General features: G+C 58.0%; 14 protein-coding genes. 13 read left to right on the forward strand and 1 reads right to left on the reverse strand.

Annotation, left to right across the window (positions count from 1 at the left end):
• The first annotated feature begins 3 nt into the window (after positions 1–3).
• The 13 genes from ACP7CJ_RS27170 to ACP7CJ_RS27230 all read left to right on the forward strand — a co-directional run bounded on the left by ACP7CJ_RS27170 (position 4) and on the right by ACP7CJ_RS27230 (position 11,182).
• On the forward strand, positions 4–990 hold the full coding sequence (locus tag ACP7CJ_RS27170) for a hypothetical protein (RefSeq protein WP_426102893.1): 987 nt from the start codon (positions 4–6) through the stop codon (positions 988–990).
• Positions 991–2,097 (forward strand): rhs element Vgr protein, encoded by a 1,107-nt coding sequence (locus tag ACP7CJ_RS27175; protein WP_426102891.1) that lies wholly within the window; start codon positions 991–993, stop codon positions 2,095–2,097. It begins immediately after the preceding gene.
• Positions 2,094–2,675, forward strand: a complete 582-nt coding sequence (locus ACP7CJ_RS27180; protein WP_426102889.1) for a phage baseplate assembly protein V — start codon at positions 2,094–2,096, stop codon at positions 2,673–2,675. The genes ACP7CJ_RS27175 and ACP7CJ_RS27180 overlap by 4 nt, the downstream gene beginning before the upstream one ends.
• Entirely contained in the window at positions 2,672–3,037 is a 366-nt protein-coding gene (locus ACP7CJ_RS27185) for a phage tail protein (RefSeq protein WP_426102887.1), read from the forward strand. Before ACP7CJ_RS27180 ends, ACP7CJ_RS27185 begins: the two co-directional genes overlap by 4 nt.
• 1 nt (position 3,038) lies before the next feature.
• Positions 3,039–4,166 (forward strand): baseplate J/gp47 family protein, encoded by a 1,128-nt coding sequence (locus ACP7CJ_RS27190; RefSeq protein WP_426102885.1) that lies wholly within the window; start codon positions 3,039–3,041, stop codon positions 4,164–4,166.
• Positions 4,167–4,823, forward strand: coding sequence for a hypothetical protein (locus ACP7CJ_RS27195; protein WP_426102883.1), 657 nt, complete (start codon positions 4,167–4,169; stop codon positions 4,821–4,823).
• Positions 4,824–4,876: 53 nt separating this feature from the next.
• The gene (locus ACP7CJ_RS27200) at positions 4,877–6,592 is read left to right on the forward strand and encodes a hypothetical protein (RefSeq protein WP_426102881.1); all 1,716 of its coding nucleotides are present in this window, start codon (positions 4,877–4,879) and stop codon (positions 6,590–6,592) included.
• Positions 6,593–6,600: 8 nt separating this feature from the next.
• Complete coding sequence (locus ACP7CJ_RS27205; RefSeq protein ID WP_426102879.1) at positions 6,601–6,759, forward strand: hypothetical protein; 159 nt, start codon at positions 6,601–6,603, stop codon at positions 6,757–6,759.
• Positions 6,760–6,776: 17 nt separating this feature from the next.
• Positions 6,777–8,021 (forward strand): hypothetical protein, encoded by a 1,245-nt coding sequence (locus tag ACP7CJ_RS27210; protein WP_426102877.1) that lies wholly within the window; start codon positions 6,777–6,779, stop codon positions 8,019–8,021.
• A gap of 50 nt (positions 8,022–8,071) precedes the next feature.
• A complete protein-coding gene (locus tag ACP7CJ_RS27215) occupies positions 8,072–8,812 on the forward strand; it encodes an SGNH/GDSL hydrolase family protein (RefSeq protein WP_426102875.1) in 741 nt (246 codons plus the stop codon).
• Positions 8,813–8,869: 57 nt separating this feature from the next.
• Positions 8,870–9,403: a glycoside hydrolase family 19 protein gene (locus ACP7CJ_RS27220; RefSeq protein ID WP_426102873.1), complete on the forward strand. Its 534-nt coding sequence runs from the start codon at positions 8,870–8,872 to the stop codon at positions 9,401–9,403.
• Positions 9,400–9,915: a DUF2514 family protein gene (locus tag ACP7CJ_RS27225; RefSeq protein WP_426102871.1), complete on the forward strand. Its 516-nt coding sequence runs from the start codon at positions 9,400–9,402 to the stop codon at positions 9,913–9,915. Before ACP7CJ_RS27220 ends, ACP7CJ_RS27225 begins: the two co-directional genes overlap by 4 nt.
• Before the next feature lie 208 nt (positions 9,916–10,123).
• A complete protein-coding gene (locus ACP7CJ_RS27230; protein ID WP_253398413.1) occupies positions 10,124–11,182 on the forward strand; it encodes an AraC family transcriptional regulator in 1,059 nt (352 codons plus the stop codon).
• On the opposite strand, the gene ACP7CJ_RS27235 is transcribed toward ACP7CJ_RS27230, so the two are convergent.
• Positions 11,139–12,593: a TrkH family potassium uptake protein gene (locus ACP7CJ_RS27235; RefSeq protein ID WP_276194586.1), complete on the reverse strand. Its 1,455-nt coding sequence runs from the start codon at positions 12,591–12,593 to the stop codon at positions 11,139–11,141. The two genes, ACP7CJ_RS27230 and ACP7CJ_RS27235, sit on opposite strands and share 44 nt — an antisense overlap.
• Positions 12,594–12,693 lie beyond the last annotated feature (100 nt).

A 12,693-nucleotide genomic window follows, 5' to 3' on the forward strand; every position in this document is an offset into this window, starting at 1 on the left:
CCGATGAGTCTCACAACCTTCCTGGACAACTTCGCCCCAGGCGGGGACCCGTTCGCCACAAGGTTGATATTGGGTGATTTTGAGTTCACTGGACTTGAGGTTCCAGAGTCGGTTTCTCCTGGAGCCGGCAAGCAGCAACTGGTGATCCACAAGATGGTGGGGGGGAAGCGCAAAGTAGACGTCTTGGGCGTCGATTACGACAACCTCTCATGGTCTGGGTGGATTATTGGGGCGACGGCTGGCGATCGCGTTAGCGAGCTTGAAACCATGCGTGATGTCGGGGCCCCCCTGACATTCAGCATGGACGGCTACTACTACAGCGTGGTCATCCAATCGTTTACGCCAAGGTTTGAGCATGTTTATCGCCGCCCATACACCATTGAGTTGGTTGTTGTGTCGAGCCTCGACACGCCAGTCACCGAAAACGCCTTGGCCGGCACGCTCGACAACCTGATCAACAGCGACGTCGGCGAATCGCTCGGCCTGGCCAGCATCATCAACTCAAGCTCGGTCTCAAGCGCCATCGATACAGTGAAGAGCGCGGTGTCGCAGGTCCAGGGGTTCGCCAACGCGACAATCGACACCGTACAAACGGTGATCCGGCCGCTGGTTGCCGCCCAGGCGGTTGTCCAGTCTGTGATCGCGCAGGTTGGAGCATCGGTGAACGACATCACGACCCTCGGCGGCCTGATTCCCGGCAACCCGGTCGCGCAAGCAGCCAACAACGTGCTGCGCCAGGGTGCCGCGCTGACCCAGCTCGCGCCGCTCTATCAGATGCAGAGCGTGCTGGACCGAATGCAGAAGAACGTCCTGTCCGGGCCGCTGGCCAACGGCACGTCGAGCGTAACCACCAGCAACAGCAGCCTGCAAAGAGTCGCAGCCGACGCCTATGGCGACCAGTCCAGATGGACCGAGATTGCGGCGGCGAACAGCATCACCGACCCGCGGCTCGACGGCATCCAGACCATCAAAATCCCAGTAGGTGAATAAGTGGACCTGAATACCAAGGAGACGGAGCAGCTCGTCCGGCAGGTGGTCGGCCGCCTGCTGCTGAACGGCGTTCATGTGCCGTTCTACTCGTTCGATGTCGACAGCAACGCCTTCTACTCAGCCGACACCTTCTCGGCCGTGCTGGTGATGAGTGATTTGCCAGCGCCGTACAACACCATGAATTGGTGGGGCTCGCAGACCTCGATTGATGTTTCGATCTGGTCCGGCCTGATCAATCAGGGCACACAGGACTGGAAGGAGCTGATCGTCGGCGCAGTGGATCACCTGTCCATCCATCCGGCGAAGTTTGAGGTATCGATCAGCGGCCGGGACTACACCAGTCGCTTCATCGATCACAAGACCAATGAGAAATTCGCCAACATGACCACCAGTCAGGTGGCCACGTTGCTTGCTACCCGGCGCGGCCTCACGCCGGTCGTCACCGCAACCAAAACACAGGTCGGCGGTATCACCAAATGGGATCACGCGCACGTCACTGACGAGCGCACCGAGTGGGATGCGCTGGCCTACTTCGCTGGTCTTGATGGGTTCCAGGTCTATGTTTCCGGCAATGAACTGCACTACGAGCCAGCGCTTGACCCGCAGACCACTGACCAGTACGTGATCCGCTGGGTTCAGCCGGATGCCTACCACTACCCGCAGTCGAATACGGCCGATGACATCACCTTCGAGCGCGACCTGACCCTGGCCCTGGGCGTGACAGTCCAGGTCATCTCCTACAAGGACGGGAAGACTGTCGCTGCGACGTACCCGAACAACTCAGCCAAGGGTATTTCGCCCGGGCAATCCACGTCGAAGCGCCAGGTCTACGAGATCAAGCGCAACGGCCTGGACAAGGCCCAGGCGATTCTGCTGGCACAGAAGATCCACAAGCAGATCACCGATCACGAAATGCGTATGTCCTGCTCGATGCCGGGCGACAACCTGCTCATGCCGAACACCATCGTGCGCCAGGAGGGTACGGGCTCCGGGTTTGACCAGCTCTATTACGTCGACGCGGTGCGCCGCTCGATGAGCTTTGACGCCGGCTACACGATGAGCCTGACCGCCAAGAACCATAACCCCAACTCACTGGTGCAGCCATGATTGACAGCCTCATTAATGCGGCCAGGCAGCGCCTGAGTGATGACGGCACCGGGCCGCGCACCGGGACCATCACTGGCTACGACAAAGACAATGGCGTGGTGAAAGTCGCCATCCAGCCCGAAGGCCGCGAGACAAACTGGATCAAGCTGGACTGCCCCGGCGTCGGCAACGGCTGGGGCGTGCAGATCGGCCCGCAGCTCGGCGACGAGGTGACGGTTTCGTTCGACTCATCCGACCCGAACCTCGGCAAGGTCACGGCGCGACACACCAACTCGCTGAATCTGCCGATGCCGGTACCGCCTGGTGAAATATGGATTGTTCACCAGTCCGGGTCTCTGCTCAAATTCAAGTCAGACGGCACCGTCACGCTGCATTCCGCCGTGTCCATCAGCTATGACGCCCCGGCCCACCACTTCACGGGCGGCCCGGTCACGATGGATCACACCCTCACCGTGACCGACTCCACCGGCGTTGTTGTCTCTGGCGGCGACGTCAAGGCCGACGCGATCAGCCTGAAACTCCACAGAACAAGTGGCGTGCAGAGCGGGTCGGGCACATCAGGAGTACCTGTGCCATGAAAGACCTAAACCATTACGTCGGAGGCGACCTTTCGCTGTCCCCGACTGGCAGCTTGTCACCGGTCGAGGGTCTGGAAAGAGGCAAGCAAAGGATTCTGCGCCGACTGATCACCAACCCAGGCGACTACCTGTTCCACACAGAATACGGCGCCGGCCTGGGCCGATACGTTGGTGCGCTCACCAACATCCCCGAGATCATCGCCCTGACACGCGGGCAGATCCTGCTCGAGGATTGCGTTTCCAAGAAGCCTGCACCCGTCATATCGGTCTCGTCACAGAACGACACCCTATCCGCCAATATTAGCTACACCGATTCCGCCACGGGCGAGCCGGTGACGCTCTCGTTTGAGGTAAATCGCTGATATGGCATCGCTCAATATCAAAGACTTCACCACGCTGGTGCGCGATCAGGTTACGGCGATTCAAGGCCGTGCTGCGGGTCTTGTGGACTTCACGATCGGCTCTCTGCTGCGCGCCATCACCGAAAGCAACGCCAGCGTCCTGCAATGGCTTCAGCAACTCATCGTCACGCTGCTGGCAACGACCAGGGCGTCGACATCGTCCGGCACTGACCTTGATAGCTGGATGGCGGACTTCGGCTTCTATCGGCTATCGGCTAGCTTCGCAACCGGCAGCGTGACCTATTCGAGATTCACGGCAACCAACTCAGCCCTGATCCCTATAGGCGCGCTGGTTGGCTCTACCGATGGGTCTCAGCAGTATGCGGTGACGATCGACACTACGAACGCTCTGTATAACGCAACGCTTGGCGGCTACCTGATCCCAGCCGGCACCGCCTCGGCGACCGTGCCAGTGATGGCCAGCACAGCCGGCGCCGCAGGGAATGCACTGATCGGCACCGTGACGGTAATCGTCGGAAGCATCAGTGGCGTGGATACGGTTAGCAACTCGGCTGTATTCACGAATGGCGTCGACCAAGAGCTTGACCCGGCGTTTCGCGCCAGGTTTGTTTTGTGGGTTCAGTCCCTGTCAAAAGCCACAAAGGCCGCCATTATGTACGCCCTGTCGTCGATACAGCAGGGCGTCTCATACACGCTGACCGAGAACCAGGGCTACAGCGGCAACACGCTGTATGGCTACTTCTATGCTGTTGTGGATGATGGCAGCGGGGCGCCTTCTGGTGCCTTTCTGGCATCTGCTGGCGCGGCCATTGAATCGGTTCGAGGTTTCACCACGCGCTACGCGGTGTTTGGCCCTACGCTGGTGACCGCCAACGTCGGCCTGACTATTACCACTAACTCGACCGTCACGCACAGCGCAATGGTTGCTCAGGTGACCACAGCCATTCAGGCCTACATCGCCGGACTGGCGCTGGGGCAGATCCTGCCATACACCCAGCTTGCAAGCATCGCCTACGGGGTCAGCCCCGGTATCACGAACGTCTCAGGAGTGCTGCTCAACGGTGGCACTACCGACCTCGGCGCAACCAATAAACAGGTCATCCGACCAGGCACAGTGACGGTGGCTTAAATGAGTGTTGGCGACCAGACAGACATGTTCAGCAGGCTTAAAAGCCTGTTGCCGGCCGGATGGTTCGGCGACAACAACCCCATCAGGGATGCGTTGTTGTGGGGGTATGCGCAGACGCTTTCATGGGCGTTCACCCTCTACCTGTATGCGCAATCGCAGACTCGTATCAAAACAGCAACAGATGGCTGGCTCGACCTGATAGGCCTGGATTTTTTCGGCAGCAACCTTCAAAGACTGTCGGCGCAGACGGATGCGAGCTATCTAAACCGTGTCCTGATAAACATTTTCAGGGAGCGCGCTTCGCGCAGAGGAATGCGCCAGGTTCTTTTCGATCTGACCGGCCGGCAGCCATTGATTATCGAGCCCGCCAAGCCAGACGACTGCGGATGCCTGGGGCTTACTCTTGGTCTTGGCGTTGCTGGGCCGCTTGGCTCGGTTAGCTGCCCATATCAGGCATTTGTCACTGTATACAGGCCAGCCGGCAACGGCGCGGCGAGCTGGCCAGGTATCGCAACGAACGGGTTTGGCCTATCGCAGACAAGCGCGCTGCTGCCCAGCACTCAGCTTCTCCCCAGCGTTTCCGACGCAGACATCATTGCCGCGATTGAAGCCACGAAGATGTACGGTTCCTCGATCTGGTTTCGCATCACGAACTAACACCACTCATTCATCTATAGCCCGCCATGAGCGGGTTTTTTATTGGGGATTCCATGGACAGACAGATCGTATATCCGGGCCAAATCCTGCCTGAAACAACCCTTTTGCAAATGGCCAAAGACTCGATGATCGGTCTGGCAAAGCTTTCTGCTGCAGTGCTCGGCACCAGTACCGTTGTAAACGGTTTCGTAGTTACGCCGACTGGCCCAGCATCCCTGCAAGTTGTCTGTGGCCCTGGCGAAGTCTACAGCTCCAACATCATCGACAACTCGGCGTTCTCTTCGCTGCCGGCCGATCCATATCACCTGATCACAAAGCAGGGCATCCTGCTCGATGCGGTGACACTTTCATGCTCTGCGCCAAGCACTAGCGGACAATCCATCAACTATCTGATTCAGGTCTCCTTTCAGGAAACCGATTCTGCCCCAGTGCTGCTGCCGTACTACAACAGCGCTAACCCAGCGCTGCCTTATAGCGGTATGGGTAACAATGGGCTGACGCAAAACACCTCCCGCAAAGGCTCAGTAGTAGTTTCCCTGAAAGCTGGGGCGCCAGCCGTTACCGGCAGTCAAACTACACCCGCTCCAGACTCTGGATATGTTGGCGTGCGCGTGGTTACCGTCGCATACGGCCAGACCACAATCACCTCTGCCAGTATTTCGCAGTACTCCGGTGCGCCAATTCTGCCGACCGGGATACTGCAATCGGTTCAGACCGGGAACACCTCATTCGCCATCGACTCGGGCAGCGCCAACGCCTATACCTGCAACTTCGCTCCAGCGATTACTGGGCGTAGCGAGGGCCAGGTCCTTCGCTTCAAGGTCAACGTTTCGAACACGGGCGCGTCCACGTTCAACGATGGTTTTGGCGTGGTGCCGCTGGTAGGCGCTGCGCACAACGCATTGCAGGGCGGCGAACTCTTGTCGGGCGGTGATGCCTGGGTTCAGTGGAATACCAACCTGTACGGTGGCGCCTATATCCTTCTGCTCTGCACTGGTGCCCCCGAGCAGGTAGCTCCGGCCACGCAAAGTCAGCACGCAGTACAGGCAGCAAGGGTGGGCGTGGCTGGCGGCCTGGGCCGGCGCAACATTCTGATCAACGCTCGCGGCTCGATCAACGTCCGTGGCTATGTTTCGGGAACGGCAACGACTGCCGCGAACCAGTTCACAATCGATCGCTGGTATGTGGTTACCTCTGGGCAAAACCTTACCTTTGGCGATTCGGGCGGTATTCGGACCTTAACAGCGCCTGCTGGCGGGGTCATGCAATCAATCCGTGGCGAAAACATTGCTGGCGGAGTTTACGTACTTACATGGACAGGGACAGCCACCGCTACAGTGAATGGAACTGCGGTTGCCAACGGGGGAACAGTTACGCTTCCGGCTGCAACTAACGCGCGCATTAAGTTTGCCGGTGGTACGTTCAGTTTGCCGCAACTTGAATTAGGCTCCGTTGCCACGGTATTCGACCTTCCAAACGACGACCAAGAATCGCTGATATGTGCGCGCTACTTCCAGGCGCCAGGGGTTCAATGGAATATTGTGGGTAACGCTGCGGTGGCAAACCAACCGGTTATGGATGCGCTGTATTCTTTTCCAAGGATGATATCTACCCCGGCAGTTTCGACCTTCAGCACTTCTGCTGTAAACGTTTCAATCGGGTCTGTGTTCGCAACACCTTCAGCACTCGTACAGACGGCGACCTCTCCGGCAATTGGTTATTCGAAATACCTGTTCGTAATCTACACCCTTGATGCAGACTTTATCTGAGGTTAATCATGGCTGCCACTTACCAACTTTCTCCCGATCCTGATGTTATTCTTAAGCCGTCAGAGCACTTAACTATTCCCAAAGAATCAAGATTCTGGGACGAGTACCAAGAGTGGCTGGCGGCCGGAAATACACCCGACCCCTATGAGCCGTTAACGTTTGATTGATCAGGCGGGGAGTTAAAATGGATTACTTCGGCAACTCTCATTTTGAGCCATCAGACATCGACACGACAGGGACAGTCGATGAAACACAAAAAATCAGCTCTTACCAAATTTCCTACCCCTACCTGAAGTTGCCGAAGGGGAAAATCCGGGCAAACATCCAGGTCCCTAGCGGTGGCTCTGTGGTGGGTTATGGCAACCCGCCAATGGATCGCACCACGAAGGTATGGGACGCCTCTGGAACGCTCGTTATTGGCTCCGTCTCCGTAACTGGTTCGGAAGATTGGGTTGCCGGCAATTTTTCAGTCGATGGATTTGCGGTGGGAAATGCCGTTTATGGAGTAAACGACAAAACAGAACGCGGCCTCCTGAAAAATATAACCGCAAGAGGCAATGATCATGGCTTTCTTCTTGAGCAGAATGGAAGCGACAACATAGGCATGAGCGGTGGCAACATCGTTGTTGAAGATTGCGTAACGCATGACGGCCCAAATGGTTTTGTCACGAAAATGCTGAACGTTACTTTCAGGCGCTGTATGGCATATGACGTAACTGTTCAGGCATATGTCGTTGCCTCAGACAACATCAACGGGAAAAATATTTACAGTCGGGCCACGAGAACAAGGCTTGAGAATTGCAGGTCTGATGGATGCTGGCAGGGCACTACTGTTTACAGTCGGGACTGTTTCAGTCTGGACAACAGCAATTCTGTAAATGGCACACAGAATACGTATATCGATTGCACGCATACAAATGTTGGGAATTGCCAGGTGCATGTCGGGTTTTACCACCCGGTTTCTGGATTTACGCCCATAGATAACTACCAAGTGACAATAGGCGGCGGTGAGTATTCTTACGCTCCAGTTTTTGGGATTAGGTTTGATGATGCTGCAAGACCAAGAGTGACTGCCGGTTTTTTCTCAAACTGTCCAAATCACATTGTGTTTGGAGTGAATTGCTCTGATCCAGTCGTCAGTGATCAAGTCACTTATTATGGCCCGGTAAACGGGATACTTTCTCCATATATCGTCGAGTGCAGCGGACTTGCTACTATCGGCGTGGATATAGTTAGAGACTTAATTGTATTCAGAAATACCAAAGCAACAACGATTTATTCGATTACAACGACAAACGCAAGGAAGAAAATAGCGTTCACTATCGACGACAACTTTACCTCTCTATCTATCTACGGGAAAATCTACACCGGTAAAGGATTATCAGGCCATTTGATTTCAGATGGATTGAGCTGGGCGGTTATCACATAGCGCCAAGCGAGTGCTTGCGATATGCTTCCAGAATGGATACTGGAGGCTTCATGCGATCATTTGTTTTGTGTGTGTTTTTGCTTTTTGCAGTTAACGCTGGGGCTGACCAGAAATCACAGCTAGACCAGCACGTTAAATGCCAGGCGCCCTCCGGCAAGACGTATCGGGTTTTGTTCATTGGCGACAGCATCACCCGTCACGCTTTCAACGATGACACTATCCGAGACCTGGGCTGGTCCCACACATCGGGTATGGGTGCATCCAACGCCAATACGGACTATTCAAACCAGTTGGTGTCGATGATCGCCAAGGACCGCAGCCAGGAGGTGGTCAAGTGCTACCACACCTATGGCGGCAGCGGCTCTGTTGCTGATCGCGTTGCCGGCCTGCCTATGGTCGCTGACACGAAGCCCGATCTTGTGGTGTTGCAACTGGGCGAGCATGATGATGCGACGACCGATCCAGCCTTGTTTCACCGTCAGTATGCGGCACTCGTCCGCCAGGTTCGGGCCATGTCGAGCAAGCCAAAAGTGATCGCGGTAGGCCCGTGGTCACTTGCGCCACTGAACGCGAAAGGCGAATACAGTGACGGGAGTGCCGCAGTTGACCGCGAGATGTACGGCGTGGCAATTGAGGAAACGCTTGAGTATCTGTCGATCAGGGATATGGCAGCAATCCCCGAGGCGCATGGCTGGGGCGCCTCAGAGGGTGTCAGGTGGCATCCAAACGACCTAGGGCACTCGATGTACGCTGCACGACTGTTCAGGCTGTACAAGGCAGTTGAGCAGTAAGTAAACCAAATACCGAGCCCGGCCACTGCGCCGGGTTTTTTTCGCCTGGAGAAAAGCATGCCTATCACCGAGCAGCAGTTGCTGCAGATCCTCCCGAACGCCGGCCGCCAAGCCGGCGTTTTTGTTCCTGTCCTGAACACGGCCATGAACCGTTACGGCATTGTCGGCACGCCGCGCGCCGCTGCATTCATCGCCCAGGTCGGGCACGAGTCGGGCCAGTTCCGCTGGCTGAAAGAGTTGTGGGGGCCCACGGCGCAGCAGGCCGGCTATGAAGGGCGCGCCGACCTTGGCAATACCGTCGTGGGTGACGGCTCAAAGTACCGTGGCCGTGGCCTGATCCAGATCACCGGCCGGACCAACTACGCCGCGTGCGGCGAAGCCTTGGGCCTGGACCTGATCAATCAGCCTGAGCTGCTGGAGCAGCCGCAATATGCCGCGATGTCGGCGGCGTGGTTCTGGTCGGCCAATGGGCTGAATACCCTGGCCGATGCTGGCGACCTGACAAAGATCACCCGACGCATCAACGGGGGGCTGAATGGTCTGGCCGACCGCCAGGCGCTATACGACAAGGCATTGAAGGTACTGGCATGAGCACGATCTGGCTGAAGATCCTTCCTTATATAGTCGCGCTGCTGCTGGTGGCTGGCGCCCTGTTCGGCGCCTATCACCACGGAGTGAGCATCACAAACGAGACATGGCAGTCACAATGGAATGCACGCGACGCCAGAGACGCCCAGGCCAAAGCCGAAAATGAGGCCGCCACCCGGACGCGCGAACAGGCCTATCAACAGTCAATCAACAAGGCGGTACAAGATGGTCAACGCACGATCGATCAGGCTACGGCTGATGCTTCCGCTGCTCGCGCTTCTGCTGACGGCCTGCGCGGGGCGGCCGACGCCCTTGCCGCTCGACTCGCAGCCAGTCAAGCCGGCGGCCATTCCTGTACTGCCGCCGCAAGCCAGGCAGCTACCCGTGCCGTCCTGGTGCTTGCCGACGTGTTCAAGCGCGCTGACCAGCGAGCGGGCGACCTGGCAGGATTTGCTGACCAAAGCCATGGCCGTGGATTGACGTGCGAAAGGGCTTATGATGGTCTTATGGAATAGGGATTGTGTTCATTCGGCAGGACGCCGTGAGAAATGACAAGCTGTCATAATGTTGGCATTGCGGACCCCAACAGGCCCTATGAGACCCCATCCAGCCAAAATGATCTGGCTGGAGGGCTTGCTATTAGCGGGCTCTGAATTAACCTCTACAGGTTAGTATCCTTGGCTTTCTGGCTGCTGTTTCAGCCTGCTTTATTAAGAAGACGCCATGAGCGAACGAACAACTTCTGCAAGCTGGGTGATGGGGATAGTCAAGTCACTGGAAATGGACGGTCTGGATTGCCAGGTGTTGTTCAAACAACTGGGCCTGGACTATGCCGCCCTCGACGACCCCGATGCCCGTTTTCCGCAAGACTCCATGACTCGGCTCTGGCAGCGCGCCGTGGAACTGTCGGGCAACCCCGCGATTGGCCTGAACATGGGCAAAGTGGTGCGCCCGGCATCGTTTCATGTGGCCGGTTATGCGCTGATGTCCAGCAACACATTGGCGGAAGGTTTTATGCGGCTGGTGCGCTACCAGCGGATCATCGCCGAAAGCGCTGACCTGAGTTTCCGACTATTACCCGAAGGCTATGCGCTGATTCTGACGGTGCATGGCGATCACCTGCCGCCCACCCGACAGAGCGCCGAAGCCTCGCTGGCCTGTGCGCTGGCGCTGTGTGGTTGGTTGACCGGGCGTACCCTGCATCCGCGTAAGGTGCTGCTGCAAGGTGAGCAACCCGTCGACCTCGCGCCCTACAAACATGCGTTTCATGCGCCGTTGGAATTCAATGCGGTGTATGACGCACTGATTTTCGAGCGCGCCGATATGGATGCGCCGCTGCCCACGGCCAACGAGGCGATGGCGCTGCTGCACGATCGGTTTGCCGGTGAATACCTGGCGCGCTTCTCCGAAAACCGTGTGACGCACAAGGCGCGGCAGGTGCTGTGCCGCCTGTTGCCCCAAGGCGAACCCAAGCGTGAAGTGGTGGCCCAGACCCTGCACCTGTCTCAGCGCACCTTGCAGCGGCGTCTGCAGGAAGAGGGCACCAGTTTCCAGACGCTGCTGGACGACACCCGTCGCGAACTGGCCGAGCAATACCTGGCGCAGCCGGGCATGAGCCTGCTGGAGATCGCCTACCTGTTGGGCTTTGCCGACCCGAGCAACTTCTTCCGCGCCTTCCGCCGCTGGTTCGATGCCACGCCCGGCGAGTACCGCGCGCGGTTGCTGGAGGTGTCGACGGTCAGTGACGCCAGAACGCCGGGATGCACAGAACAAAGACTGTAATGATTTCCAGCCGGCCCAGCAGCATGCCCAGCGACAGAATCCACTTGGCCGCATCCGGCAGGCTGGCGAAGTTGCCGGCCGGGCCGATGGTTTCGCCCAGGCCCGGGCCGACACCGGAGACCGTGCTGGCGGCGCCGGTCAGCGCGGTCATCCAGTCCAGGCCGAGCAGCGACAAGGCCAGGGCGATCATGCTGATGGTGATGGCGAAGAAAAACGAGAACGTCAGGATCGAGCGCACGATCTCTTCGTCGAGGCGGTGGCCGTTGTACTTCTGCTTGATCACCGCGCGCGGGTGAATCAGTTGGTTCAAGTTGGCCTTGAGCAGGATATAGGCGACCTGGAAGCGGAAGATCTTGATCCCGCCGGCCGTTGAACCCGAGCAACCGCCGATAAAGCCCAGGTAGAAAAACAGCATCAGTGAGAAGTTGCCCCACAGGCTGTAGTCCCCAAGTGCAAAACCGGTCGTCGTCACCACCGACGTCACGTTCAGCGCCACATGGCGCAGCGCATCCAGCCAATGCAGGTTGGTGGTCCACCAATACCAGGTGCCGAGTACCAGCCAGGTCACCACCAGCAACGCGAGCAAACCCTGCACCTGCTGATCCTTGATCAACGCCCGACGGTTGCCACGCAAGGTGGCGACATACAGGGTGAACGGCAGGCTGCCGAGGATCATCACCACCACCGCCACCCAATGCACCGCCGGTTGTTTCCAGTGCGCCAGGGACTCATCGGACGTGGAAAACCCACCGGTGGAAATCGCCGACATCGCATGGTTGATCGCATCGAACAAGCCCATCCCGGCCCACCAGAACGCCAGGCTGCCGAGGATGGTGATGCCCACATACGCCGCCACGATCAGCCGCGCCACCATGTGCGAGCGCGGCATGACCTTTTCCGAACGATCCGAGGACTCGGTCTGGAACAGGCGCATGCCACCAATACGCAGCAGGGGCAGGATCGCCACCGCCATGCCGATAAAGCCGATACCGCCGAGCCAGTGCAGCAGCGAACGCCATATCAGAATACCCGGCGACATGCTGTCCAGCCCGCTCAACACCGTGGAACCGGTGGCGGTGATGCCAGACATGCTTTCAAAAAACGAGTCGGTGTAGCTGATGTTCTGGGTCAGGAAAAACGGCAGCGCGGCGAAGATGCACACCACCACCCAACTGCTCACCGTCAGCAGGTACATGTCCCGGGGGCGCAGGTGGATATGTTCCGGGCGACCCGGAATCACCAGGGCCAGGCCGGCGATAAAGGTAATCAGGCTGGCCCACAGGAACGACGGCAGGTCGCTGGTGCGTTCGAAGAGCACCAGGATGGCCATCGGCACGACCATGGCGATCGCGAGGGTGATCAGGAAGATGCCGATGATGAAACCAATGATGCGAAGGGTCGGCAACGCCATGAAGTCTGCTCGGGTGACAGGGGAAAGGCGCCATTCTACCTGGGGTGCAGGGCATGTAAACCGTGGCCGCCGATCGACGGCGTGTGCGTCGGCGCGTAGC

This window comes from Pseudomonas sp. PSPC3-2, from assembly GCF_049897085.1.
Classification (GTDB): Bacteria; Pseudomonadota; Gammaproteobacteria; order Pseudomonadales; family Pseudomonadaceae; genus Aquipseudomonas; species Aquipseudomonas paraveronii.

Excerpts from the sequence above, each read along its gene's own strand:
- ACP7CJ_RS27170 (WP_426102893.1), top strand. The coding sequence starts at position 4 with ATGAGTCTCACAACCTTCCTGGACAACTTCGCCCCAGGCGGGGACCCG.
- ACP7CJ_RS27180 (WP_426102889.1), top strand. The coding sequence starts at position 2,094 with ATGATTGACAGCCTCATTAATGCGGCCAGGCAGCGCCTGAGTGATGAC.
- ACP7CJ_RS27185 (WP_426102887.1), top strand. The coding sequence starts at position 2,672 with ATGAAAGACCTAAACCATTACGTCGGAGGCGACCTTTCGCTGTCCCCG.
- ACP7CJ_RS27190 (WP_426102885.1), top strand. The coding sequence starts at position 3,039 with ATGGCATCGCTCAATATCAAAGACTTCACCACGCTGGTGCGCGATCAG.
- ACP7CJ_RS27195 (WP_426102883.1), top strand. The coding sequence starts at position 4,167 with ATGAGTGTTGGCGACCAGACAGACATGTTCAGCAGGCTTAAAAGCCTG.
- ACP7CJ_RS27200 (WP_426102881.1), top strand. The coding sequence starts at position 4,877 with ATGGACAGACAGATCGTATATCCGGGCCAAATCCTGCCTGAAACAACC.
- ACP7CJ_RS27205 (WP_426102879.1), top strand. The coding sequence starts at position 6,601 with ATGGCTGCCACTTACCAACTTTCTCCCGATCCTGATGTTATTCTTAAG.
- ACP7CJ_RS27210 (WP_426102877.1), top strand. The coding sequence starts at position 6,777 with ATGGATTACTTCGGCAACTCTCATTTTGAGCCATCAGACATCGACACG.
- ACP7CJ_RS27215 (WP_426102875.1), top strand. The coding sequence starts at position 8,072 with ATGCGATCATTTGTTTTGTGTGTGTTTTTGCTTTTTGCAGTTAACGCT.
- ACP7CJ_RS27220 (WP_426102873.1), top strand. The coding sequence starts at position 8,870 with ATGCCTATCACCGAGCAGCAGTTGCTGCAGATCCTCCCGAACGCCGGC.
- ACP7CJ_RS27225 (WP_426102871.1), top strand. The coding sequence starts at position 9,400 with ATGAGCACGATCTGGCTGAAGATCCTTCCTTATATAGTCGCGCTGCTG.
- ACP7CJ_RS27230 (WP_253398413.1), top strand. The coding sequence starts at position 10,124 with ATGAGCGAACGAACAACTTCTGCAAGCTGGGTGATGGGGATAGTCAAG.
- ACP7CJ_RS27235 (WP_276194586.1), bottom strand. The coding sequence starts at position 12,593 with ATGGCGTTGCCGACCCTTCGCATCATTGGTTTCATCATCGGCATCTTC.